This is a genomic window from Stenotrophomonas sp. YJH_SMC_123, assembly GCF_059368215.1.
Window position 1 is genome coordinate 117,636 of the sequence record NZ_JCAFRM010000001.1, and the last position, 22,851, is coordinate 140,486.

A 22,851-nucleotide genomic window follows, 5' to 3' on the forward strand; every position below is an offset into this window, starting at 1 on the left:
CAGGAAGGGAAGGGGGAGCGGCGTCAGCGGCGACCGCTGAACAGGCGCAGGACGGCCAGCACGGCCACCGCGCCCACCACCGCGCCGAGGAAACCGGCCGGTTCGCCGGGGGCGTACCAGCCCATGTACTGGCCGAACCAACCGGCCAGCAGGGCACCAAGGATGCCCAGCACGATGGTCAGCAGGCAGCCCATGCGGTTGTTGCCGGGCATGAAGAAACGCCCGAGCAGGCCGACGAAGAAGCCGACCAGCAGGATGTACAGCCAGCTGCTGCTGCCGAACAGACCATTCATGCGCGCGGATTCCGCTTGAGTGTGGACGCAGCCTAGCAAGGCCAGGCTGCGTCCGTCACGAGTGCCGGATCAGCAGCAGCCGTGGTCGCCGTGGCGGGTGCCGCTGTCGGCAGCCACCGGCGAGCCGCTGGTCTCGCCGCGCAGGCTGGCGGCGTAGTGCTCGCTGATCACCTTGGACACGCAGGCGGTGACCTTCTTGCCCATCGGGATGTGCAGGAACTCGTTCGGGCCATGCGCATTGGAGTGCGGGCCGAGCACGCCGGTGATCATGAACTGCGCGCCCGGGAACTTCTCGCCCAGCATGCCCATGAACGGGATCGAGCCGCCTTCGCCCATGTACATCGCCGGCTTGCCAAAGAAGGCCTGGCTGGCGTCGTCGATGGCCTGGGTCAGCCACGGCGCCATCGCCGGGGCATTCCAGCCGGTGGAGGCCTTTTCCAGGTCCAGGGTGACCTGCGCGCCGTTCGGCGGGTCGCGCAGCAGTGCTTCCTTCAGCAGCTCGCCGCAGGTCTTGCCATCGGCGGTCGGCGGCAGGCGCAGCGACAGCTTCACCGAGGTCTGCGGACGCAGCACGTTGCCGGCCGATTCCAGCGGCGGCATGCCCCCGACGCCGGTGACCGACAGCGCCGGGCGCCAGGTGCGGTTGAGCACCAGCTCGGTCAGGTCCTCGTTCATGGGGCGCAGGCCGTCGACCATCGGGAACTTCTCGAAGATCTCGGTATCCACCACTTCGGCGGCACGCCTGGCCTGTTCCAGGCGCTCGGCCGGGATCTCCACGTTCATGCCGTCGATCAGGATGCGGCCGGTGTCCTGGTCCTCGATGCGCGAAAGGATCTGGCGCAGCAGGCGGAAGCTGGACGGGATCACGCCGGAGGCATCGCCGGAATGCACGCCTTCGTTGAGCACCTTCACGGTGAAATTGCCGCCGGTCAGGCCGCGCAGCGAGGTGGTGCACCACAGCTGGTCGTAGTTGGCGCAGCCCGAATCCAGGCAGACCACCAGCGACGGCTTGCCGATGCGGTCGGCCAGGTGGTCGACGTAGGCCGGCAGGTCATAGCTGCCGGACTCTTCACACGCTTCGATCAGCACCACGCAGCGGGCGTGCGGCAGGCCCTGGGCCTGCAGTGCCAGTACCGCAGCCAGTGAGCCGAAGATCGCGTAGCCGTCGTCCGCACCGCCGCGGCCATACAGCTTGTCGCCGCGCAGGACCGGGGTCCACGGGCCGAGGTCGTCGTCCCAGCCGGTCATTTCCGGCTGCTTGTCCAGGTGGCCATAGAGCAGGATGGTGTCGTCGCCGGTTTCGGCGCCGGTAGCCGGAATTTCCAGGAAGATCAGCGGGGTACGGCCTTCCAGGCGCACCACCTCAACCTTCAGGCCGGGCAGCTGCTGGGCCTTGGCCCAGTTCTCCATCAGGGTGACCGCCTGTTCCATGTAGCCGTTCTGCACCCAATTGGCGTCGAACATCGGCGACTTGTTGGGAATGCGGATGTAGTCGGCCAACTGCGGGACGATTTCGCTGTCCCACTTGTCATTGACGAATTGGCCGAGCTTGGCGCTGTCCATCTGAAACTCCGGTTGCATGGGCTGATCCGGCCATTCTACGCCTGTGCCGCGGGTAGGGTTTTTCCTACATCACGTCGGGTATTTGGCTGGCTTACGGAAATCCGGGAAACCGATAGGCTGTGCACATGTGGTGACGGACACTGTTCCTGCCGACGGGATTGCCGGTCGGGGCGGCCAGAATCACAGGGAGATACACGTCGTGCCTTGGTTTGTCGTGTTGAGGGCGCTGGTGCTGGTAGTGGGGATCGCTGGGGCGCATGCCGCCGAACCGATCGACATCAACCGCGCCGATGCCCAGGCGCTGCAGCAGGGATTGACGATGGTCGGAGCCGCCAAGGCCGAGGCGATCGTCGAGCACCGGCGCAGACACGGCCCGTTTCATCGCGTCGAGGACCTGACGCAGGTGAAAGGGATAGGGAAAGCGATCGTCGAACGGAATCGACAGCGGATCACCGTAGGCAACAGGTTGTTGCCGGCGGATCCGGTACCCGGATCGGTACCGGTGCGGACCGTACCCAGGCGCTGACAGCAGGAATCGTCGGAACCGGCAGGAGGCTGGTTCACCGGTCACGGACAGGAAGGCCGTGACCACCGACCGCCGCAGGACGCGGCACCAATCACCAGGATGGTGGCATCACAGACCTGTGGAAGGGGCTGAGATACAAACAGGACAGACGCGGCCGCGTGCAGGATGCAACGCTACCCCCACAGCGCAGGATGCGAGGGGGCGGCAGCAGGCCGACAAGGACGTAACGATTGCCCGGTACGACACATGGCTGTGTCGCCGGGCAATTTCATTTCCGGCGCCTGGTTTTGCCGCGGCCACCACGGGCCGATGGTGTACGGTGGCCGCTCCGCATGGAAAGGACCCCGCTGGATGCTTGTGCACCGCCCCACGACCCTGATGCTCGCCCTGGCACTGACCCTGCCACTGCTGGCCCATGCCGCTGCGCCGACGCCGACAGCCAAGCCTGCGGCCGAAGCCAGCACCGCCGACGTGCGCGGGCCGACCGACCTGAAACCGGGCGAGTACCTGTGGCATCCGGAAATCTCGCCGACCGGCCCGATCGTGCTGGTGGTCAGCCTCGATGAGCAGCGTGCCTACGTTTACCGCAACGGCATCGCCATCGGCCTGACCACGATCAGCTCGGGCAAGGCCGGGCACGAGACGCCGACCGGCGTGTTCACCATCCTGCAGAAAGACAAGGACCACAGGTCCAACCTCTACAACAGCGCGCCGATGCCCTACATGCAGCGGCTGACCTGGGATGGCATCGCCCTGCATGGCGGCAGCCTGCCCGGGCATCCGGCCTCGCATGGCTGCGTGCGCCTGCCGCAGGCGTTCGCGCAGAAGCTGTTCAGCGAAACCCAGCGCGGCGATACGGTGGTGGTGGCCGACGCCAAGAGTTCGCCGATGACCCTGGCCTATCCTTCGGTGCTGGCCCCGGTCAACGCGCGCGGCCAGGCTTTGCCGGAAACCGAGGGCGGGGCCCCGGCGCAGGCCTGGTGGGACGACAGCGCAGCCCCGGCCGGGCAGGTCGGCATCCTGGTCAGCCTGCATGACCAGCGCCTGTACGTGCTGCGCGATGGCGTGATGATCGGCGAGTCGCCGCTGAAGGCCGACGCCCTGCCCGCATTCCAGGGCACCACGCTGTTCGTGATGGGGCAGGGCTACAGCGATACGCCCAGCCCGCTGGACGTGAACCAGCGCCTGCACCAGTGGACGGCCTATCCGCTGCTGGGCCAGGATCGTGCCCAGGCCACCCCGGACCTGCTGGCCACGCCCTCGTTGCCAATGGCGCTGCCGGCCGATTTTGCCCGCCAGCTGTACCAGGTGCTGGTGCCGGGCACGACCCTGCTGGTGACCTCGTTGCCGGCGGTCCGCCCAAGCCCGGCTGAATCCGGAATGCAGCCGGTCTTGGAATCCGAGCCGCCAGGGTCCACCCTCAAGGGCAACTGAGTCCCCTCGTTGTGCCCATGACTGCATCCCGCCTGTGCCGGCTGGCCGCGTTCGGCCTGCTGGCGACCTCGGCCAGCGCCCCGGCGCTGGCACAGACGCCCGCCCTTGCCACCAGCGCTGATGATCTGGCTGCCTTGCTGTCGCGCAGTGCGCCCAAGGCCGACCGCCACGTGTTGCAGCTGGCGGCGCACGCCATGCGCTGTGCGTTGCAGCGGCCGGAGCTGGGCATCAACGGTGATCGTCTCAGCGTGATCGATTATTCGCGGCCGTCCACCGAGCCGCGCCTGTGGGTGTTCGACCTGGCCCACCAGCGCCTGCTGTTCGAGGAATGGGTGGCGCATGGCCGCAACAGCGGCGAGAACCGCACCCAGCACTTCTCCAACCGCGATGGGAGTTTCATGTCCAGCCTCGGCGCGTTCACCGCGCAGGAGACCTACATGGGCGGTAATGGATATTCGCTGCGCCTGGCCGGGCTGGAGCCGGGCTTCAACGACCGTGCGCGCGAACGCGCGATCGTCATCCACGGTGCGCCGTACGTGAACCCGGCCACCGCGCAGCTGCAGGGGCGCTTGGGTCGCAGCCTGGGTTGCCCGGCGGTGCGCCTTTCGGTGGCCAAGCCGCTGATCGATGCGTTGCGTGGCGGCACGATGGTGTTTGCTTACTACCCTGACCAGGATTGGCTGAAGCACTCGCAGCTGCTGGCCGGCGGATGCGGTGGCCAGGGCACGCTCGCTACGCGGTGATGCATGATGGCGCGTGGCGTGATGCAATGCGCCGATGAACGTCGACTCCCTGTTGCACACTCCGAGCCAGGTCATTTCCAGCCTGGACTATCGTCGCGAACGCTGGCGGAATGGACTTGGCTGGACCCGCGAGATCCTGCGCCTGCCCGCGCAGGGTGATGACTGGGCGCTGCGCCTGTCGGTGGCCGAGATCGAGCAGGACGCTGCGTTCTCCACCTTCCCCGGCGTGGAGCGCGAACTGGTGCTGCTGCAGGGCAATGGCGTGCGCCTGCGTTTCGAGGATGGCCGCGTGGCCCAGGTGCTGCCGCCACACGGGCGGGCGCGCTTTGCCGGTGAGGAAACGCTGCACGGTGAACTGGTCGATGGCACCACCCACGACTTCAACCTGATGTGGAAGCGCGAGCTGCTGCAGGCCGAACTGCTGCACCGGCCGCTGGTGGGGTCGATGTTCTTCTTCTGCGAACCGGGCGTTGCGTGGGCGCTGCATCTGCTGGCCGGACAGGCGCAGTTCGGTGCCGATAGTGGCCTGCCGGCGCTGCAGGCGGGAGACACCGCGTGGTTGGCGGGGGGCGAGAGGCAACGGCATGCGCTCAGCGGTGGTGGCGAGTTGTTGGCGATACGGGTGAGCGCGGCGGGGGCATGATTTCTGGGCGCCGGTGGGCGCCATCCACGCATGGCGTGGATCTACTGCCGTGCGGTTGCCACCATGCCTGGACACGCCGTCATGGTGCGGCTGTGGTTGGGGTCAGAGCCCTTTCCTGCGGAAAGGGAACCGACCCCGATGGTTCGTTCAATACACATCGCGCCGGTAACGACCGGCCAGCAGCAGCGCTTCCCTGCCTGCGGTACCCAGCACCCGCTCGATCACTGCATCCACGCCCGGGGCCATGCCCTGCAGGCTGCCGCAGACCAGGATCGTCGCGCCTTCATCGACCCACTGCCGCAGCGTCGCCGCTTCGGCCTGCAGCCGGTCCTGCACATAGCGATGCGCGCCGCCGTCGCGGCTGAACACTGCATCCAGCCGTGCCAGCGTGCCGCTGGCCAGCATCGCCTGCAGTTCTTCGCCGAAATGGAAGTCGTGCGCGGCGGTGCGCTCGCCGAACAGCAGCCAGGTGCGGCGAGCGCCGCGCTGGGCACGTTCGTGCAGGTGCGCGCGCAGGCCGGCGATGCCGGTGCCGTTGCCGATCAGCAGCAGCGGTACATCGGTGGGCACGCCATGGAAATTGTCGTTGCGGCGCAGCCGCAGTTGCACCGGTTCGCCGATGGGCGCGTGGTCGCACAGCCAGCCGCTGCCGATGCCGGGTGTACCGTCGGCGCGCAGTTGGCGGCGCACCAGCAGCTCCACCGCGCCGTCGGCTATCACCGAGGCGATCGAGTACTCGCGATGCGGCAGCGGTTGCAGGGTTGCCAGCAGTGCGGGCAGATCACCCGGGGGAACCAGCGATGGCAGATGTGAGCGCTCGATACGGGCCAGCAACGCCTGCCCGTCATCCAGCATGGTGTCTGCATTGAAGCCCTGTGCATCGAGCCAGGCGCGCGCGCTGTGGCGTGGGTGCTGCGGGCCGATCTCGGCGATGTCGCCGGCCTGCCACTGCACATCGACGCCAGGCGGTGGCTGCAGGCGCACCCGGTACACCGGGCCGCCGGGGCTGCCCGGATTCAGATGCTGGCGTTGCAGCAACGTCCACGGCTGATACTCGGCCGGGCTCCAGTCGGGCAGTTCGGTGGCGCCTCCGCCAAGTTGTCCCAGCAGCTGCTGCCAATGTCGCAGCGCCGCCGGATCGGCATTGTCGACCTCGATCGCATCGAACAGCGGGTGCGCGCCGTGCTGGCGCAGCCACTGGTCCAGCTGGTGGCCGAATCCGCAGAAGTGGCCATAGCTGCGGTCGCCCAGCGCGAGCACGCCGTACTGCAGATGCTGCAACGGAGGCGGCGCGGCCATCACCCCGCGCAGGAACGGCAGGGCGTGGTCGGGCGGATCGCCTTCGCCGGTGGTGCTGGCAATGAACAGCGCGCGCTGGCTGTCGGCCAGCAATGCGGCGTCGACATCATGCAGCCCGCGCACACGCACCGGCACGCCGGCACCACGCAGGGCCTCGGCACTGCGTTCGGCCAGTTCGCGGGCAAAGCCGGTCTGGCTGGACCAGACCAGCAGGAGCGGTGCGGTATCGGCGGACGCCGCATCATCGCGCGGACGAGTGCGCCACCACAGGGCTGCGCAGGCCAGCGCGTACAGCGCGGTGGCGATGATGGCGATCTGCGATTGCCGTGCCGGCGGTGCGCCCTGCCACCAGGCTTCGCCGAGGTGCAGGCGCAGCAGCGCACAGGCGATCAGCGCCAGTACGATCAGTACAAGTGTGTTGCCGAGCCACGCACGCGATGGCCGAGTGCTCATGCGTCCTGCCCGTCGAGCAGGCGCTGGAAGGCGCTGCTGAGAAATTCCTGCGGGCCGTCTGCGGTGCGTTGCAGGTAGCGCGCGGCCAGTCCTTCGCGCTCGGCCAGCGCCATGCCCTGTTCGCGACCCAGCACGGTCAGTGCGGTAGCCCAGGCATCGGCGTGCATGGCGTCGTCGGCCACGACGGTGACCGCTGCGGCGACCTGCTGCACCGGCCTGCCCGTACGCGGGTCGAGGCTGTGGCTGTAGGCCTCGCCATCGGCCTGGTACTGGTGCCAGCGATCGCCCGAAGTGGCCACCGCCTTGCCGTCCAGCGCCAGCACCCGTGGCGGGGTTTCGGTGTGCACATCCTCTTCCGGTGCGGATTCCACCAGCACGCGCCACGGTTGGCCGTCCGGTTTGCGGCCGTAGCCGGCCAGTTCGCCGCCGACTTCGATCAGCGCCGCCCCAATCCCTTGCCTACGCAACCAGGCGGCTACGTGATCGACGCCGAAGCCCTTGGCGATCGCAGAGAGATCCAGTTCCAGCCGGCCCGGTTGCAGCAGCGCATCATCCTGCCACTGCAGGCGCTGCCAACCGCAACGCTCACGGGTGGCCTGCAGGGTAGCGGCGTCGGGCTGGCGGCGTTCACCGGCATGTGCACCGAAGCCCCACAGTGCAACCAGCGGACCGATGGTGGGATCGAAGGCGCCGTCACTGGCGGCAGCGATGGCCTGTGCGCAGGTCACAACGTGGCGGGTCTCCGCCGGCAGCACGCACCATTGGCCAGCGTCGGCGCGGTTGTAGCGGCTCAGATCCGAGCCGGGCTCCCAGGTGCTCATCTGCGCGACCACGTCGTCCAACCGCGCCTGGATGCCGGCGTGCAGCGGGTGCAGGTCGCGCTGGCGCGACGCGACCAGCGACACGCTCCAGGTGGTGCCCATGGTGGTGCCACCGAGGCGGGCGATGTCGAGATGGGAATCGGTCATGGTGATGCGTTGCGGTGGCGATGCCGGGGAATGCCCGGCATCGCGGTCCACATTACTGCGGCAGCACTTCCAGCGTGGCGACGTAGCTCAGGCGGCGCTTGGCGGCCTGCTTCACCGACGTCTTGTTGTCCTCGGTGCCGGTCTCCAGCCAGTACATGCCGGCTTCCGGCCAGGTCACCTTGATCTCGCCCTTGGCATCGCTGGTCAGCTTCAGCTCGTCCTGCGCGTTGCGGTAGCGGGTGGCGCCACGCACGATCTCGAACTGCAGGCCGGCGGTCGGCTTGCCATCGACCAGCACGCGGAAGGTGGCTTCCTCGCCGGCGAACAGGTCATTCGGGTGGCCGACGGCGACCAGCTCGATGCCACGGTTGGTCGGCTTCAGCGCGGTGTCGTTCGGCGCACCGTTGGTGACAAAGGTCTCCACGCGGCCGATCGACTGGCTCACTTCCAGCTTCTTCGCGTCCTTCGGCAGTTCACCGAAGGTAGCCACGCTGCCGCGCCAGCGCTTGCGCTCGCCGTTCTGCTCGTACGTGGCGAACAGGCCGTCATTGACCGACGCGATGCGGTAAGTGCCCGGCTGCTTCAGTTCGATGTCGAACACGCTGCGGTACTTGCCGGTCGACGCGTTCTGCGGCTGCACGGTGCTGCCGTCCGGCGCGGTGATCACCAGCGATTCCAGGCGCAGCGGCACGTGGTTGAAGTAGAACAGATCGTTGGAGACCGCACCGTCGACGGTGATCCACGGCGCGTTGCCGGCGATCACGGTCTGCGAGGGCAGCAGCCAGGCCTTGTGGGCCAGGGCGGAGAAGGGAAGGGCAGCGGCCAGGGCGGCGGCGAGGACGAGCGTGCGCTTCATGCGGAAGACTCCAGTTGGAAGGGGTCGGATCCCTTTCCAGCGGAAAGGGCTCTGACCCCGAGGGATAGGGCGATGGGGTCAGAGCCCTTCCTGCGGAAGGGATCCGACCCCGGCTCAGGCAGTTATGGTTTGACGGCGAGGGTGACCTGGCCCAGTTCGGTGGCGCCCTGCGCCTTGCCGTTCTGCGCGGCGGTGGCCGGCCAGGTGAAGGGGATTTTCAGCAGTTCGCGGCCACCGACTTCGCGCACCGCTTCCACCACCAGGGTGTAGTTGCCCGGGGCCAGTTGCTTCAGTGCCGGCTGCCTGTCGTTGAACGACAGCGCGTGCTTGCCGGCCGGGCGGGTCGGGCCGGTCACGCCGTCCACCGGCACCTGCAGGGTGCGGCCGCTCTTGCGCCACCACTGGCGCAGGTCCGGCAGCCATTTGGTGCCGTGGCCTTCGCTGTTGCTGGTCTGCTGGTACCAGACCGACAGGTTGGCCGCGACCTTCTGGTCGGCGCCTTCCAGCCACACCGCCACGTACGGGCGGTGGTACTCGGCCACGTTGAGCTTGGGCACTTCGACGTTGATGTCGAGGGTGGTGGCGTACGCCGGCGAGGTGGCCAGCAGGCCGCTGAGGGCGATGGTCAGGGTGACGCGCATGGGGCGGCTCCGGAAACGAAGGAAAGTCAGTGGATCAGCAGCAGGGCGATCAGCAGCGGAATCATCAGGCCGAGGCCGACCAGCGGCCAGGTCATGCGCCGCTGGCGTGCATGCAGGTGCAGCAGGAACAGGCCGGTGATGCAGAACACCAGGCAGGCCACGGCGAACAGGTCCAGGAACCAGCCCCACGCCGGGCCCGCGTTGCGGCCCTTGTGCAGGTCGTTGAGGTAGGACACCGCGCCGCGCGAGGTTGATTCGTACTCCACCGCGCCGGTCCCGCGATCGATGCTCAGCCAGGCGTCGCCGCCGGGGCGCGGCAGCGACAGGTAGATCTCCTCGGCCGACCACTCTGCCGGGCGCCCGCCGATGGCGATGCCCAGCTGCGTGTCCAGCCAGTGCCGGGCCGGGCGCGGAATCGGTGCATTGCCGTTTTCGCGCGTGCCGAGCTGGCCGAGCAGATCGGCCGGCAGTTCCAGATGCTGGTTCTGCACCTGGGGTTTGGCTTCGATCTTCGCGGCGTGGTTGAGGGTCAGGCCGGTCACCGCGAACAGCAGCATGCCGATCAGGCACACCGCCGAGCTGATCCAGTGCCACTGGTGCAGCGTCCGCAGCCAGAAGCCACGGTTCTGTTGCTGCGCCACGGTGGAAGAGGCAGGACGGCTCACGGCACGGTTCGAGGCGGACGGGGACTGCCCATTACATCATTGATGAGAATAGCTCGCAATTGCGTGTCGTTCTGTATCGCTGGAGGGCGATTGCCGGCCAGCGGCCGGCACTACCGATCGGTAGATCCACGCCACGCGTGGATGAAGCGGTGCCGACCAAGGTCGGCACCCACCGGGGCCGGGCGCGGCGATCAGAACTTCGCGTTCAACGAGATCCAGTAGCTGCGGCGCTGGTCCTTGGTCGCGTAGTCGTCCACGCAGTTGAACTCGCTCTGGCTGATCAGCAGGCACGACTGCGAAACGAAGTCCTTGTCGAACAGGTTGTTGACCCGCGCGTTCACCGTCAGCCATGGCGTGGCCTTCCAGCTGCCACCGAGATGGAAGATGGTGTAGTCCTCGTAGTAGCGGGTGTGGCTGGCGCCGTTGGCGTCCAGCAGCGTGTCGCGGTAGCGGTCGTAGCGGCCTTCGCCGATCAGCGACAGGCTGATCGCTTCGTTGACCTGCCAGTTGAGGCTTGCATTGGCCATGTGCCTGGCCGGCATCGTGCCGCTGATCGGCAGGCCCTTCTGCGCGCCGCTGGTCTGCTCGCTCCTGGTCCAGGTGTAGTTGCCGCGCAGCTGCAGGGTGTCGAGCAGGTCGACATGCGCGGCCAGTTCGGCACCGCGGGTCTCGGCCTTGTCGATGTTCACGCTCTGGGTGAACGTGCTGTAGCCCAGTGCCGCCCAGCCCGGGCCGATGTCCACGCAGTAGCCGCTGCCGGCGCGGGCCACTTCGCAGTTCGCAAAGGTGCCGCCGCTGGCGATCTTGTCTTCGAACGTGTTGAAGAAGCCGGTGACGTTGAAGCCCCAGCGCTGGCCTTCGTAGTAAGCGGCCAGCTCGTAGTTGGTGCTGGTTTCCGGCTTGAGGTTCGGCGAACCGACCAGTGGCAGCACGCCCTGGCCACCGAAGCCGGTGATGCCCGGGAACAGCTGGTCCGGACGCGGGGTCTTGTAGCCGGTGCTGACGCCGCCCTTGAAGGTCCACGCATCGCTGGCATTCCACACCAGGTAGCCACGCGGACTGACATGGCTGCCGAATACGTTGTGGTCGTCGTAGCGCAGGCCGAAGGTGGCGGTGAGGGTGTCGGTCAGCGCCCAGTTGTCCTCGGCGAACAGCGCCCACATGCGGTGCGTCTGCTTGACGTTGCTGCGGTAGCCGGCGCCATCCATGCCGAACACACCGTCGACCATGTCAGTGTCGTTGTACTGGCCGCCCACGGTCAGCGTGTGCGCGCCGAAGTCCAGGTCGAGCATCGTGTCGAGCACGTAGCCTTCCAGTTCCATGGTGCGCAGCGGGCGCGGCAGGAACGCCTGCAGGCGCGCCATCTCGCTCGGGTTGAGGGCAGCCAGGGCGTTGCCGCGGCCGGCCGCACAGTTGTTGGCAGCACCGGTGCGGCGGCAGACGTCATTCCATAGCGTCTGCAGGTTGGCGCGCTCTTCCAGGGTCAGCGGCAGCGAACGGCCCAGGTTGCTGCTCTTGCTGTGGGTCAGCGAGGTCTGCCAGGTACCGAAGCTGTAGCGGCCCTGATGGGTCAGCGACAACTGGTCGCGTTCGTAGCGCTGGTAGGCGGTGTAGCCCACGCGCGGCTGCACCACGCGACGGGTGACGGTACCGCTGCCGTTCGGGTTGGGAATGACGGCATTGCCGACGCGCCACAGGCTGGCCAGGCTGTCGAGGGTGCCGGTCTGGCCTTCGCTGTTGTCGAACTTCTGCCGCGACACGTCGTAGTCCAGCCACAGTTCGTGATCGTCGTTGATGCGGACGTCCAACCGCACGCCGCTGTTCCAGTTGGTGTTGGCCACCGACTTGCCACCACCGCCGAAGCCGATGCTGCGCTCCCACAGGGTGCCGTCGGGCAGGGACAACGCATCCCATTCCGGGTTGGAAGCCTTCGCGTCGTAGTAGCTGCCGCGTACTGCCAGGCTGAGGCGCTCCTTCAGCAAAGGGCCGCTGAGGTAGAGGTCGGTGGTGCGTGCATCGCCGAACTGGTCGTCCTGCTGCACGGTGAAGCCCTGGCTGACCGAACCGTGCCAGCTGTCCTGGTTGCGGCGGGTGATGATGTTGATGACACCGCCCATCGCGTCCGAACCGTACAGCGTGGACATCGGCCCGCGCACGACCTCGATGCGTTCGATCGCGTCCAGCGGGGGCAGGTAGGCGAACTGGCCGCCACCGAAGTTGTTCGGATAGATCTGGCCGACATTGCTCTGGCGGCGGCCGTCGATCAGCACCAGGGTGTACTCGGACGGCAGGCCGCGCAGCGACACGGTGGCGCGGCCGTTCTTGTCGGTCGCTTCCAGGCCGACGTCGATGCCTTCGACGTCGCGCAGCGCATCGACCAGGCTAGTGTACGGGCGCTTGCTCAGTTCCTCGCGGCTGACCACGCTGATGCTGGCCGGGGCATCGATCACCTTCTGCTCGAAGCCGGCGGCGGTGACCACCACCTTGTCCAGCGTCTGCGGCGCGCCTGCGGCGTCACCGTGGGCGAAGGCGGGGCTGGCGAAAGCCGCCAGCACGGCGCTGGTCAGCAGGGTACGGGACAGGGACGAACGGACACGATGGCGCTGGGCCATGGCAGTTACCTCGAAGGATGCAGGGTGGCGCGGTGCCGTGCGCGAAGGGCGCGGCAGGCACGGAAGGGCCGGCCAGGGGCGGCAGGGATGAAGCAGGCAGCGGCGTGCAGGCGCGACCGCGCAGGCGGTCACGTCGGGCCGTGGATCAGGCGAGCGGCGGCGCCTGGCCGCGTTGCTGACGGCGCCCGGGCGCATCGGCCCAGGGCGTGTCCGGAGCGGCCAGCGGCCAGTCCGGGCGCACGCCGGGCATGGCCGGCATGGCGGGTACGAGGTCGAGCTCAGTGCGCAGCCAGTGGCTGGCCAGCAGCAACGGCGGGCGTGCCTTCTCGGCCGCCTTCACCGGAGCGGAGGCGCAGCGGCGCAGCTTGGCCGGCGCCTCTTCCTGCAGGGGTGTTTCGCCGCCACGTTCTTCCAGTGGCATCTGCACGGCCATTCCGGCCTGGGCCTGTGGCAGCAGCGGCAGGGTGCCCAGCAGCAACGCCAGCATTGCCACCCACGCCAGCAGGCTGGCCAGCGCAGGACGCTGGCCGCGCATGGCGGTGCCCATCTTGCGATGGATGAGTGGGCGAGGGCGAAGCGGGCGCAGCAAGCGGGGGTTCCCTGGGGCTGCCGGCAGCAGCCGGCATCAACGGGGCGTGATTGTAATGAGAGCTGTTAGCTGTTGCAAATGAGAATGATTGCCAAAATGTCGCAGGCCGGCCCGGCAAGGCTCAGACTTCGCTCCAGCGCCGCAACAGGTTGTGGTACACGCCGGTCAGCTGCAGGACCGCCTCGGCGTCGCCGCCGGTCTGCCGCAGGCGCTCGATCGCGCCATCCATTTCCCACAGCAGGCGGCGCTGCACATCGTCGCGGATCATGCTTTGCACCCAGAAGAACGAGGCCACGCGCGCGCCGCGGGTGACCGGCCGCACCTGGTGCAGGCTGCTGGACGGATACACGACCAGGTCGCCGGCCGGCAGCTTCACTTCGTGCTCGCCGTAGGTATCGCTGATGATCAGCTCGCCGCCTTCGTATTCGTCCGGCGCCGACAGGAACAGGGTGCAGGAGATGTCCGAACGCAGCTGTTCGCCATTGGCCAGGTTCATCACCGCGCCATCGACGTGGTAGCCATAGGTGCCGCCACCGCTGTAGCGGTTGAAGCGTGGTGGCAGGTACTTCAGCGGCAGCGCGGCACTGAAGAACAGCGGGTGCCGGGCCAGCGCGACGAGGATGATCTCGCCCAGTTCGCGGCGCAGCGGCGAAGCCTCGGGCAGCTGCTGGTTGTGCTTGGCCTGTGCGCCCAGATGCCCCACGGTTTCGCGGCCATCGGTCCAGTCGGCGGCGTCGAGGCGGCGGCGGAAGTCGGCGACCTGGTCGGCGCTGAGAATGTCGGGGATGTGCAGCAGCATGCGGGACTCCTCAGAGGGACGGCGGTGCGACCAGGGCGCGCACCTGTGGATGCGGTGACGCGGCCAGCTCCGGCACGATGTGCGCCATGAATGCCGGGCTGCCGTGCGCCAGTGCGAGCCGCAGCCAGTGCACGGCCTGCTCGACCTGGCCGGCCTGCAGCAGGATCGAGGCGTAGTTGGCCTGGCCGCGGAAATCACCGGCCTCGGCCGCGCGCTGGTACCAGGCCAGCGCCGCCTGCGGATCGGGTGCGGTATCCAGCCCGTCTTCGAGGTGGCGGGCCAGCAGGTTCATCGATTTGGCGTGGCCCAGGTGCGCGGCACGGGTGTACAGGGCCAGTGCCTGCGCGCGGTCCTGCGCAATGCCGCGGCCGGTGGCCAGCAGGTTGGCCAGGTTGTACAGGCCCCAGTCCAGGCCGGTGTCGGCCGCGCGCCGGTACCACACCGCCGCCAGCGCCAGGTTGACCGCCGTGCCGTGGCCCAGCTCATGGCAGCGGCCGAGCATGTTCATCGCCATCGGCGCGCCGTTGTTGGCGGCGGTTTCGTACCAGAGCAGCGCCGCCGAGGCGTCCTGCGCGGTGCCTTTGCCTTCCATGTGCATCTGCGCGAGCAGCAGTTGTGCATCGACCTGCCCAGCCTGCGCAGCGTCGCGCACGCGTGCGAACGCGGCCTGCGGATCGTGCTGCAGCAGTTCGGCCAGGGCGTCGCTGTCGATGGGGGTACGGGTTGCCATGGGGTGAGTATCGCCGGAAACAAAAACGGCGGCAGGAGAGCCTGCCGCCGTGGTGGAGCGAAGCTACATCAGAACTTCACGTTCAGTGCCAGGGTGGTCGAGCGACCCGGGGCGATGCTCGCGTAGTGCGAGGCATAGGCCTTGGTGAAGTAGGTCTTGTCGGTCAGGTTCTGCACGTTGAGCTGCAGGCTGATGTTGTCCTGGATCGCGTAGCTGGCCATCGCGTCGAAGCGGGTGTAGCTGGCGATCCACTTGGTGTTGGCGACGTCACCGTACTGCTTGTCCGAGTAGAACGCACCGGCACCGACGGTCAGGCCGATGGGGAAGCGGTAGGTGGTCCACAGGTTGGCGCTGTGCTTGGCGGTGTTCGGGAATACGTTGCCGTTGTACGGCGAGGGCACGTAGACGTTGGACGGGCAGGTGCGGCCGACCGGTGCACCACAGACGAAGCCGTTGTCCTTCAGTTCCGAGTCCAGGTAGGTGTAGCCGCCGTACAGGCTCCAGGCGTCGGTCAGCTGGCCGGTGAAGCCCAGCTCGAAGCCGTTGATTTCCTTCTTGCCGGCATTCTGGCTGGTGCCGTTGTCGACCGTCACGCGCGCGTTGTTCATCACCGTGTGGAAGATCGCCGCGGTGAGGTTCAGGCGCTGGTCGAACAGGTCCCACTTGGTGCCCAGCTCGAGGTTCTTCGTATCCTGCGGCTTGAGGTCGGCCACGGCGGCGCTCAGGCCGTCCGAACCATCACCACCGTCCATGCCCGGCGGAGTCGAGGAGGTGCCCCACGACAGGTAGATGCTGCCGTTGGCGGCCGGCTTGAACACCACGCCGGCCTGGTAGTTCAGGAAGTCGTTGCTGTTGCGCACGCGGGTCGGTGCCTTGCCGGCCACCGGGGTGGTCAGGGTGGTGCGGAAGTCGTCGTAGCGCAGGCCGAGGTTGATCATCCACTGCTCATTGAGCTCGATGGTGTCGAACACGTAGGCCGAGGTGGTCCTGGTGCGCTGCTCTACGTCCAGTGCCTTGTCGCTGCGGTACACCGAATGGGTGGCCGCCCACGGATCGCGCGGGTTCGGATTGGCGAAATCGGTGCAGTTGTAGCCGGTGGCTGCGCCGGTGGTCGGGCACTTGCTGTTGCCGGTGAGCGGGTTGCTGGTGCCCGGGGTCATCAGATAGCTGCCGCGGGTCATCTTCTCGTCGCTGTATTCCACGCCCGCGCTGTAGCTGTGCTTGAGCGCACCGGTCTGGAAGGCACCGGTCAGGCCCAGCTGGTCGGCGAAGCTCTTGACGTCGACGGCACGGCTGTTGGTCCGGCGCCACAGGGTGCCGTAGTTGTTCGGGTTGCCCTGGCTGTCGTCCGGCTGGGTCCACAGGTAGTCGTTGCTGGTGTTGCCCAGGCGCGCGATGTTGCGCAGCTTGTGGCCGCCGAAGTCGTAGCTGGCATCCAGGGTGCTGATGTCGGCGCGGGTACGCTGGAAGTCACGGTCGACCAGGCCGTAGTAGTTGTTGCGGTCCGGCACCATCGGGTGGCCGTCGACCCACTTCGAGGCCGGCGCACCGTTCGGGTTGCCATACGGGAAGCCACCCGCGTCCGGCAGGTCATCGCTCTGCATGTGGTAGTGGCTGGCGATCAGCTGGGCCGGGCCGTTCAGGCCGAACGCGATCGACGGCGCGATACCCCAGCGGCTGACATTGGCGGCGTCACGGCCAGCGATGTCCGATTCGTGCTTCATCAGGTTCAGGCGCGCGGCGATGCCATCGCCCAGCACGTAGTTGGCGTCCACGGTGCCGCGCGCGTAGCTGTCGGTGCCGATGCCCATGCTGGCGCTGGTCTCGTTCTTCAGCTTCGGCGTCTTGCTCACAAGGTTCAGGCTGCCACCGCCGGAATCACGGCCGCCGTAGGCCGAGCTCGGGCCCTTGACTACTTCCACCTGCTCCAGGTCGAAGATCTCGCGGGTCTGCGAGCCGACGTCGCGCAGGCCATCGACGAAGACGTTGCTCTGCGAATCGAAGCCACGGATGAAGGGGCGATCACCGGTCGGATTGCCGCCTTCGCCGGCACCGAAGGTGATGCCCGGCACCATGCGCAGCGCATCCTGCAGGTTGGTCGCACCGGTTTCGGCGATCAGCTTTTCCGAGACGATCGACACCGACTTCGGGGTGTCCAGCAGCTCGGCGGTGAACTTCGGTGAGGACGGATTGAACCAGCTGCCGCGCACCTGCACCTTGTCCAGGTCGGTGGCCTTGCGGGAGGAGGCTGCGTCAGCGCTGTCGGCCGCCTGTGCGGCCAACGGCGCGAAGCCGGCGGCCAGGGTGGCGGTGGCGAGCAGGGAAACGCGCGGGGCGCGCTTGCGGGACGTGATGTGGGTCATGGCTTGGGTGGTAGTGGCTGGGATCGGAAAAGGGCGAGGGCCGAAGCGCAGACAGCGCGACGGCATGTAGAGGGCGTCTTCTGTAGAGCCGAGCCGATGCTCGGCTACGCAGCGGACGACTCCAGGCGCACGGCAATGGCCGCAGGGCGCCTCAGCTGGCGTGCGGTGCGGGCGGTGCGTGGCCGGGGTTCAACCGCAGTGCGGGATCGTGCAGCTGCCAGTGCAGGGCATCGGAGCGCCACAGCGGAACATGCGCGACCAGGGCGGCGCGCGGGGGAGCCAGTCCGGTACAGGGCGTTGTGCCCTCGCCATCCAGCGGCGGCTCCGGTACTGGCACCGCATGGCGCGGGCACTCGTCCGCCGGCGGGGCCGGCATCGGCATGGCCTGCTGAAGATCTTCAGCGTGTGCCTGCCAGCCGTAGGTGGCGGGTCCATCGCGCCCTTCGTGCAGGGCCGACCAGCCCAGCAGCAGCGTCAGCAGCAGGGCCACAGCCAACGGCCACCCATGGCGGGGAAGCTGGCACAGCGTGGCGGCGGGCGCGGGCAAAGCCATGGCGCAGGGGGCGGAGTCGTTACGAAGATGTTACGTAGGATAACATCAACGATAATGATTCGCATATGCGCGGGCGAACGAGCGGTCTGGAGGCCCGGGGAGGCCCCTGAACGCCTCTCAGCGCGCTCCGCTGGCTTCCACCCCTGGGCGGAGTCGCCGGCGGCCAGGGGCGCTTCAATCGCGGTCGTCGCGGGTCCAGACGGCGTCGTGTTCGCGCTTCACCGGGAACTTGGGTACCGGCGTATAGGCCGGGGCGCACAGGGCGCGGCCATCGCGCACGTCGAAGCGCGCGCCGTGCAGCACGCATTCCACGCTGCCTTCGTCGGTGTTGAACTCGCCCGAGGACAGCTCGAACTCCTCATGCGTGCACTGGTCTTCCAGCGCGTACAGCTCGCCGTCGAGGTTGAACACCACGATCGGCGTGCCGGTCACTTCGTCGAACACGCTCTTCATTTCACCGGGCAGCAGCTCGTTGCCGGCACACACGAAGGTCCAGGTATCGCTCACGCGGCGGCTCCGGCCAGTGGCTTTTCCAGGACCTCGAAGCGCAGGTCGTCGCGCTTGGGGATTCCGAAGCGTTCGTCGCCATATGGGAACGGCTTCTTGATGCCGGTACGCTGGTAGCCGCGGCGCTCGTAGTAGGCGATCAGTTCGTCGCGTACGTCGATCACCGTCATCTGCATCACCGGCACCTTCCATTCGCGTGCGGCGTGCGCTTCGGCGGCGTCCATCAGCTGCTTGCCGACGCCGCCGCCCTGCTGGGCCGGATCGACCGAGAACATGCCGAAGTAGCCGTTGCCGTCGACGTCGGCAACGTGGGCGCAGGCCACAAGAACGCCTTCGCGCTCGGCCAGCAGGATGGTCGAGCGCGGGCGGTCGAGGTCGGCCTGGATGCCTTCGGCGTCGATGCGGGCGCCATCCAGCAGGTCGGCTTCGGTGGTCCAGCCAACGCGGCTGGCGTCGCCACGGTAGGCCGAGGTGACGAGGGCGATCAGGGCGGGGATGTCGGCCGGCGTGGCGGCGCGGAAGGTCAGGGTGCTCATGGCCCCATTCTAGGTGGGGCGTGGGCGGGCGCAAATGGGGGAGTGGGGGCAGATCCCTTTGCGCAGCGAAGGGCCCTGACCCCCTGCTACCAGGAGCAGCCCATGCCAAGGCCACGGCGCATCGATGCGCCCGGATATCCGCAACATGTCGTCCAGCGCGGCAACAATCGTCAGCGCGTGTTCTTTGCGGATGGCGACCGCGTCGCCTACCTGCGCCTGCTGTGTCATCACGCAGACCAGCAGCACTGCCGGGTCCACGCTTATGTGCTGATGGACAATCACGTCCATCTTCTGGCAACGCCTGATCTCTGCGGCGGGCTGTCGCGGATGATGCAGGCCGTGAACCGGACCTACGTACGTCGGGTGAATGATCGGCAGGGCCGCACCGGCACGTTATGGGAAGGGCGCTTCCACTCCACGGTGGTGGATACGGATCGCTATCTGCTGGCCTGCCAGCGCTACATCGAGCTCAATCCGGTGCGGGCGGGGAGGGTGGCGCATCCCGGCGACTATCGCTGGTCCAGCTATCGGGCCAATGCGCGGGGAACGTGCAACGCGCTGCTTACACCACACCCGGCGTTCGATTTGATGGCCTTCGATGTGGAAGAGCGGCGAAGGCGGTATGTGGAGTTCATCGCGCAGGGCATTCCTGCGGGTGATCTGGTCGCGATCCGGGCAGCGTTGCAGTCACAGCGCCGGTTGGTGGGGACGTTGCTGGGGTCAGATCCCTTTCGCGTCGCGAAAGGGATCTGACCCCGGTGTGCCGGCTCAGCCCAGAAGCTTGCGCACCTTGGTCAGCGCGGTCATGAAGCGCTCGATCTCGGCGTGCGTGTTGTAGAACGCCAGCGAGGCACGGCAGGTGGCGGCGACGCCGAAGTACTGCAGCAGCGGGTGTGCGCAGTGCTGCCCCGAGCGCACGGCCACCCCTTCCAGGTCGAGCAGGGTGGCCAGATCGTGCGCATGCGCGCCATCGATCAGGAACGAGACCACGGCGGCCTTCTCCGGCGCTTCGCCGATGATGCGCAGGCCGTCGACGCGGCGCAGCTCCTCGGTGAAGTGCGCCAGCAGTTCGGCTTCGCGGGCTTCCACGTTCTCCTGGCCGAGCTGCTGCAGGTAGTCGGCGGCCACGCCCAGGCCGATGAAACCGGCGATGTTCGGGGTGCCGGCTTCGAACTTGTGCGGGGCATCGTTGAACACGGTGCCGTCGAAGCTGACTTCCTTGATCATCTCGCCGCCGCCGAGGAACGGCGGCATCGCGTCCAGGTGCTCGCGGCGCGCCCACAGCGCACCAGTGCCGGTCGGACCGCACATCTTGTGGCCGGTGATGGCGTAGAAGTCGCAGCCGATCGCGGCGACGTCGACCTTGCGGTGCGGCACCGCCTGCGAGCCATCGACCACGGTGATGATGCCGCGCTTGCGCGCTTCACGGCAGATCTCGCGCACCGGATTGACCGTGCCCAGCACGTTGGAGACATGGGTGACCGCCAGCAGCCTGACCTCCGGGGTCATCGCCGCGCGCAGCGCATCCAGGTCCAGCGCGCCATCGGGCGTGATCTCGGCCACGCGGATGGTGGCGCCGGTACGTTGCGCGACCAGCTGCCACGGCACGATGTTGGCATGGTGTTCCATGCGTGTGATCAGGATCACGTCGCCGGCCTTCAATCGCGGCAGCGCCCACGAGTAGGCCACCAGGTTGATGGCGAAGGTGGTGCCGCTGCACAGCACCAGGTCGCTGGCGCGCACGTTGAGGAAGCGTGCCAGCTTGTTGCGTGCGCCTTCGTAGGCGTCGGTCGCTTCGCTGCCCAGTGCATGCACCGCGCGGCTGACGTTGGCGTTGTAGCGGCGGTAGAACTCATCCACCGCGCCGATCACCTGTACCGGCTTCTGGCCGGTGTTGGCGTTGTCGAAATAGACCAGCGGCTTGCCGTGCACTTCACGCATCAGCAGCGGGAAGTCGAGGCGGACGCGATCCCAGTCCGGGGCGCCGGTGCGTTCTTCGATCGGGCGTGGCGTGGACAGGTTCATGCCACACCCGCCTCGGCCAGGGCCTTGTCCAGGCGGCGTGCCAGCTGCTCGCGCAACGCGTCCGGCAGGATCTTCAGCGGTTCATGGCAGAACGCAGCGCTCAGCAGTGCCTGCGCCTGGACCTGGGGCAGGCCACGCGAGCGCAGGTAGAACAGCGCATTGGCATCGAGCTGGCCGACGGTCGCGCCGTGCGCGGCCTTCACTTCATCGGCGTCGATCACCAGCGTCGGCTGGGTATCGATCTCGGCATCGGCCGACAGCAGCAGGTTCTTGTTGGACAGGTTCGCGTCGGTGCCGTCGGCGCCTTCGCGGATCTGGATGCCGCCATGGAACACCACGCGGCTGCGGTTGGCGGCAACGCCGCGCCACAGCAGCTCGCAGGCGGTATCGCGCGCGATGTGGTCGATGCCCAGGCGGGCCTCGACGTGGCGGCGGCCATTGCCGAGCAGCACGCCGTTGGCGGTCAGCCGGGCGTTGTCGCCTTCCAGGCGCACGTTCAGTTCGTGGCGGCTGAGCGCGGCGCCCAGTTCCAGGTCCACGCGGTGGTACTGCGCGTCGCGGGCCAGCACCGCGTCGGTACGCAGGAAGCTGGTCTGGCGGGCGCTGCCGGCCTGCACGCGGGCGTGCTTGAGTACGCCGTCGCGGGCGACGTGGGCATGCAGCACGGTGTTGTCCAGGTGGGCGGAGTCACCCACGCTGAAGCGGTGCTCGACCACGCCCAGGCTGGCGCCGGCGCGGAGTTCGATCAGGTGGCGATGGTGCCAGGCCAGGTCGGCTTCGCCGGCGACGCTGGCGAATACCAGCTGCAGCGGCGTTTCGACCTGCACGCCTTCATCCACGCGCAGCACGACGCCTTCATCGGCCAGTGCGGCGTTGAGCCGGGCGAAGATCTCTTCGCTGCGCTCGTAGCGACGGCCAAGGAAACGCAAGGCGTCTTCGCCAGCGGCCAGCGCGGCCGACAGCGGCTGCAGCTGCACGCCGGACGGCAGGGCCTGCACATCGCTCAGCGTGGCATCCAGGCGGCCGTTGACGAATACCAGGCGCGGCGCCGGGATGTCGTCCAGCAGCGCGGCGTCCAGCGCCGGGCCCTGCAGCGGCGCTGCAGCGAACGCACGGCGTTCCAGCTGGCGCAGCGAGGTGTACTTCCAGGCTTCATTGCGGGCGGCGGGCAGGCCGTCGCGCAGGGCCGCATCCAGCACTTCGCGGCGCGCATCGCTGCCACAGAAGGCCTGGGCCATGGAATCAAGCAGGGCGCTCATCAGACCGCCGCCTCGGGCACGACCCGGTCCTTCAGGAAATCATAGCCGTGCGCTTCCAGCTCCAGCGCCAGCTCGGGGCCGCCGCTCTTGACGATGCGACCATCGGCCAGCACGTGCACGACGTCCGGCTTGATGTAGTCCAGCAGGCGCTGGTAGTGGGTGATGACCAGGAACGAACGGTCGGCGCCGCGCAGTGCGTTGACGCCGTCGGCCACGCTCTTCAGCGCGTCGATGTCCAGGCCTGAGTCGGTCTCGTCCAGGATCGCCAGCTTCGGTTCCAGCACGGCCAGCTGGAAGATCTCGTTGCGCTTCTTCTCGCCGCCGGAGAAGCCTTCGTTGACGCCACGGTGCAGCAGTTCGTCCTTCAGGTGCAGCACGGCCAGCTTCTGCCGCACCAGCTTGAGGAACTGCATGGAATCGAGTTCTTCTTCGCCGCGCGCCTTGCGCTGGGCGTTCAGTGCCGCGCGCAGGAAGTAGGTATTGTTCACGCCCGGGATTTCCACCGGGTACTGGAACGCCAGGAACAGGCCCGCGGCGGCACGTGCTTCCGGGTCCTGCTCCAGCAGGTCGACGCCGTCGAACTGCACGCTGCCTTCGGTCACTTCGTAGCCGTCGCGGCCGGCCAGGACGTTGCCCAGGGTGGACTTGCCGGCGCCGTTCGGGCCCATGATGGCGTGCACCTGGCCGGGCTTCACATCCAGCGACAGGCCCTTGAGGATTTCCTTGTCGCCGATGCGGGCGTGGAGGTTTTCGATCTTCAGCATGGTGGGGGTTTCCGTGGGGCGGGCCAGGGC

23 protein-coding genes are annotated in these 22,851 nt (G+C 67.8%); 5 read left to right on the forward strand and 18 right to left on the reverse strand.

Annotation, left to right across the window (positions count from 1 at the left end):
* Positions 1–23: 23 nt before the first annotated feature.
* Together AC5P5W_RS00595 and AC5P5W_RS00600 are read right to left on the reverse strand one after the other, a co-directional pair.
* Positions 24–293, reverse strand: coding sequence for a GlsB/YeaQ/YmgE family stress response membrane protein (locus AC5P5W_RS00595; RefSeq protein ID WP_005415577.1), 270 nt, complete (start codon positions 291–293; stop codon positions 24–26).
* 69 nt (positions 294–362) lie between these two features.
* Entirely contained in the window at positions 363–1,856 is a 1,494-nt protein-coding gene (locus tag AC5P5W_RS00600) for a M20 family metallopeptidase (RefSeq protein WP_495220869.1), read from the reverse strand.
* 199 nt (positions 1,857–2,055) lie between these two features.
* Here AC5P5W_RS00600 and AC5P5W_RS00605 point away from each other — a divergent pair, with 199 nt between their 5' ends.
* The 4 genes from AC5P5W_RS00605 to AC5P5W_RS00620 all read left to right on the forward strand — a co-directional run bounded on the left by AC5P5W_RS00605 (position 2,056) and on the right by AC5P5W_RS00620 (position 5,202).
* The gene (locus AC5P5W_RS00605) at positions 2,056–2,382 is read left to right on the forward strand and encodes a ComEA family DNA-binding protein (protein WP_014036262.1); all 327 of its coding nucleotides are present in this window, start codon (positions 2,056–2,058) and stop codon (positions 2,380–2,382) included.
* A gap of 351 nt (positions 2,383–2,733) precedes the next feature.
* The gene (locus AC5P5W_RS00610) at positions 2,734–3,816 is read left to right on the forward strand and encodes a L,D-transpeptidase (RefSeq protein WP_041863141.1); all 1,083 of its coding nucleotides are present in this window, start codon (positions 2,734–2,736) and stop codon (positions 3,814–3,816) included.
* A gap of 17 nt (positions 3,817–3,833) precedes the next feature.
* Positions 3,834–4,559 carry a murein L,D-transpeptidase catalytic domain family protein gene (locus tag AC5P5W_RS00615; protein ID WP_032957373.1) on the forward strand — a complete coding sequence of 242 codons (726 nt, stop codon included), beginning with the start codon at positions 3,834–3,836 and terminating at the stop codon, positions 4,557–4,559.
* A 34-nt stretch (positions 4,560–4,593) separates the two neighbouring features.
* Positions 4,594–5,202, forward strand: coding sequence for a HutD/Ves family protein (locus AC5P5W_RS00620; protein WP_046429337.1), 609 nt, complete (start codon positions 4,594–4,596; stop codon positions 5,200–5,202).
* A gap of 147 nt (positions 5,203–5,349) precedes the next feature.
* Here the strand turns inward: AC5P5W_RS00620 and AC5P5W_RS00625 are convergent, their stop codons facing one another.
* From AC5P5W_RS00625 to AC5P5W_RS00685, 13 genes are all read right to left on the reverse strand, one after another.
* Positions 5,350–6,954 (reverse strand): flavodoxin domain-containing protein, encoded by a 1,605-nt coding sequence (locus tag AC5P5W_RS00625; protein WP_197575432.1) that lies wholly within the window; start codon positions 6,952–6,954, stop codon positions 5,350–5,352.
* Complete coding sequence (locus tag AC5P5W_RS00630; RefSeq protein WP_197575430.1) at positions 6,951–7,922, reverse strand: FAD:protein FMN transferase; 972 nt, start codon at positions 7,920–7,922, stop codon at positions 6,951–6,953. The genes AC5P5W_RS00625 and AC5P5W_RS00630 overlap by 4 nt, the downstream gene beginning before the upstream one ends.
* A 52-nt stretch (positions 7,923–7,974) precedes the next feature.
* On the reverse strand, positions 7,975–8,778 hold the full coding sequence (locus tag AC5P5W_RS00635; RefSeq protein ID WP_134808582.1) for a DUF4198 domain-containing protein: 804 nt from the start codon (positions 8,776–8,778) through the stop codon (positions 7,975–7,977).
* A gap of 122 nt (positions 8,779–8,900) precedes the next feature.
* A complete protein-coding gene (locus AC5P5W_RS00640; RefSeq protein WP_005408420.1) occupies positions 8,901–9,419 on the reverse strand; it encodes a DUF2271 domain-containing protein in 519 nt (172 codons plus the stop codon).
* Between the two features lie 26 nt (positions 9,420–9,445).
* On the reverse strand, positions 9,446–10,084 hold the full coding sequence (locus tag AC5P5W_RS00645) for a PepSY-associated TM helix domain-containing protein (RefSeq protein WP_014646258.1): 639 nt from the start codon (positions 10,082–10,084) through the stop codon (positions 9,446–9,448).
* Between the two features lie 191 nt (positions 10,085–10,275).
* Positions 10,276–12,696 (reverse strand): TonB-dependent receptor domain-containing protein, encoded by a 2,421-nt coding sequence (locus AC5P5W_RS00650; RefSeq protein WP_197575216.1) that lies wholly within the window; start codon positions 12,694–12,696, stop codon positions 10,276–10,278.
* A 145-nt stretch (positions 12,697–12,841) separates the two neighbouring features.
* A complete protein-coding gene (locus tag AC5P5W_RS00655) occupies positions 12,842–13,243 on the reverse strand; it encodes a hypothetical protein (RefSeq protein ID WP_075077025.1) in 402 nt (133 codons plus the stop codon).
* 163 nt (positions 13,244–13,406) lie between these two features.
* Entirely contained in the window at positions 13,407–14,084 is a 678-nt protein-coding gene (locus AC5P5W_RS00660) for a Fe2+-dependent dioxygenase (protein ID WP_032957365.1), read from the reverse strand.
* Positions 14,085–14,094: 10 nt separating this feature from the next.
* Positions 14,095–14,814 (reverse strand): tetratricopeptide repeat protein, encoded by a 720-nt coding sequence (locus AC5P5W_RS00665; protein ID WP_014646262.1) that lies wholly within the window; start codon positions 14,812–14,814, stop codon positions 14,095–14,097.
* Between the two features lie 68 nt (positions 14,815–14,882).
* Positions 14,883–17,177 (reverse strand): TonB-dependent receptor domain-containing protein, encoded by a 2,295-nt coding sequence (locus AC5P5W_RS00670; RefSeq protein WP_197575215.1) that lies wholly within the window; start codon positions 17,175–17,177, stop codon positions 14,883–14,885.
* Positions 17,178–17,328: 151 nt separating this feature from the next.
* Positions 17,329–17,730 carry a hypothetical protein gene (locus AC5P5W_RS00675; protein WP_197575214.1) on the reverse strand — a complete coding sequence of 134 codons (402 nt, stop codon included), beginning with the start codon at positions 17,728–17,730 and terminating at the stop codon, positions 17,329–17,331.
* A gap of 174 nt (positions 17,731–17,904) precedes the next feature.
* Positions 17,905–18,237, reverse strand: a complete 333-nt coding sequence (locus tag AC5P5W_RS00680; RefSeq protein ID WP_014646265.1) for a non-heme iron oxygenase ferredoxin subunit — start codon at positions 18,235–18,237, stop codon at positions 17,905–17,907.
* Positions 18,234–18,773 carry a GNAT family N-acetyltransferase gene (locus tag AC5P5W_RS00685; RefSeq protein ID WP_197575213.1) on the reverse strand — a complete coding sequence of 180 codons (540 nt, stop codon included), beginning with the start codon at positions 18,771–18,773 and terminating at the stop codon, positions 18,234–18,236. The genes AC5P5W_RS00680 and AC5P5W_RS00685 overlap by 4 nt, the downstream gene beginning before the upstream one ends.
* Positions 18,774–18,875: 102 nt before the next feature.
* Here AC5P5W_RS00685 and AC5P5W_RS00690 point away from each other — a divergent pair, with 102 nt between their 5' ends.
* On the forward strand, positions 18,876–19,526 hold the full coding sequence (locus tag AC5P5W_RS00690) for a transposase (RefSeq protein WP_197576174.1): 651 nt from the start codon (positions 18,876–18,878) through the stop codon (positions 19,524–19,526).
* Between the two features lie 15 nt (positions 19,527–19,541).
* Here AC5P5W_RS00690 and AC5P5W_RS00695 read toward each other — a convergent pair whose 3' ends face one another.
* The 3 genes from AC5P5W_RS00695 to sufC are packed head-to-tail and all read right to left on the reverse strand — an operon-like array spanning position 19,542 to position 22,821.
* Entirely contained in the window at positions 19,542–20,798 is a 1,257-nt protein-coding gene (locus tag AC5P5W_RS00695; RefSeq protein WP_046429365.1) for a cysteine desulfurase, read from the reverse strand.
* Positions 20,795–22,057 (reverse strand): Fe-S cluster assembly protein SufD, encoded by a 1,263-nt coding sequence (gene sufD, locus AC5P5W_RS00700; protein WP_495220761.1) that lies wholly within the window; start codon positions 22,055–22,057, stop codon positions 20,795–20,797. The genes AC5P5W_RS00695 and sufD overlap by 4 nt, the downstream gene beginning before the upstream one ends.
* Positions 22,057–22,821, reverse strand: a complete 765-nt coding sequence (gene sufC, locus AC5P5W_RS00705; protein WP_032957818.1) for a Fe-S cluster assembly ATPase SufC — start codon at positions 22,819–22,821, stop codon at positions 22,057–22,059. The genes sufD and sufC overlap by 1 nt, the downstream gene beginning before the upstream one ends.
* Positions 22,822–22,851 lie beyond the last annotated feature (30 nt).

Bases quoted from the DNA above. Each gene is read 5' to 3' on its own strand.
- AC5P5W_RS00595 (WP_005415577.1), bottom strand. From the start codon at position 293: ATGAATGGTCTGTTCGGCAGCAGCAGCTGGCTGTACATCCTGCTGGTC.
- AC5P5W_RS00600 (WP_495220869.1), bottom strand. From the start codon at position 1,856: ATGGACAGCGCCAAGCTCGGCCAATTCGTCAATGACAAGTGGGACAGC.
- AC5P5W_RS00610 (WP_041863141.1), top strand. From the start codon at position 2,734: ATGCTTGTGCACCGCCCCACGACCCTGATGCTCGCCCTGGCACTGACC.
- AC5P5W_RS00615 (WP_032957373.1), top strand. From the start codon at position 3,834: ATGACTGCATCCCGCCTGTGCCGGCTGGCCGCGTTCGGCCTGCTGGCG.
- AC5P5W_RS00620 (WP_046429337.1), top strand. From the start codon at position 4,594: ATGAACGTCGACTCCCTGTTGCACACTCCGAGCCAGGTCATTTCCAGC.
- AC5P5W_RS00625 (WP_197575432.1), bottom strand. From the start codon at position 6,954: ATGAGCACTCGGCCATCGCGTGCGTGGCTCGGCAACACACTTGTACTG.
- AC5P5W_RS00630 (WP_197575430.1), bottom strand. From the start codon at position 7,922: ATGACCGATTCCCATCTCGACATCGCCCGCCTCGGTGGCACCACCATG.
- AC5P5W_RS00635 (WP_134808582.1), bottom strand. From the start codon at position 8,778: ATGAAGCGCACGCTCGTCCTCGCCGCCGCCCTGGCCGCTGCCCTTCCC.
- AC5P5W_RS00640 (WP_005408420.1), bottom strand. From the start codon at position 9,419: ATGCGCGTCACCCTGACCATCGCCCTCAGCGGCCTGCTGGCCACCTCG.
- AC5P5W_RS00650 (WP_197575216.1), bottom strand. From the start codon at position 12,696: ATGGCCCAGCGCCATCGTGTCCGTTCGTCCCTGTCCCGTACCCTGCTG.
- AC5P5W_RS00655 (WP_075077025.1), bottom strand. From the start codon at position 13,243: ATGGGCACCGCCATGCGCGGCCAGCGTCCTGCGCTGGCCAGCCTGCTG.
- AC5P5W_RS00660 (WP_032957365.1), bottom strand. From the start codon at position 14,084: ATGCTGCTGCACATCCCCGACATTCTCAGCGCCGACCAGGTCGCCGAC.
- AC5P5W_RS00665 (WP_014646262.1), bottom strand. From the start codon at position 14,814: ATGGCAACCCGTACCCCCATCGACAGCGACGCCCTGGCCGAACTGCTG.
- AC5P5W_RS00670 (WP_197575215.1), bottom strand. From the start codon at position 17,177: ATGACCCACATCACGTCCCGCAAGCGCGCCCCGCGCGTTTCCCTGCTC.
- AC5P5W_RS00675 (WP_197575214.1), bottom strand. From the start codon at position 17,730: ATGGCTTTGCCCGCGCCCGCCGCCACGCTGTGCCAGCTTCCCCGCCAT.
- AC5P5W_RS00685 (WP_197575213.1), bottom strand. From the start codon at position 18,773: ATGAGCACCCTGACCTTCCGCGCCGCCACGCCGGCCGACATCCCCGCC.
- AC5P5W_RS00690 (WP_197576174.1), top strand. From the start codon at position 18,876: ATGCCAAGGCCACGGCGCATCGATGCGCCCGGATATCCGCAACATGTC.
- AC5P5W_RS00695 (WP_046429365.1), bottom strand. From the start codon at position 20,798: ATGAACCTGTCCACGCCACGCCCGATCGAAGAACGCACCGGCGCCCCG.
- sufD (WP_495220761.1), bottom strand. From the start codon at position 22,057: ATGAGCGCCCTGCTTGATTCCATGGCCCAGGCCTTCTGTGGCAGCGAT.
- sufC (WP_032957818.1), bottom strand. From the start codon at position 22,821: ATGCTGAAGATCGAAAACCTCCACGCCCGCATCGGCGACAAGGAAATC.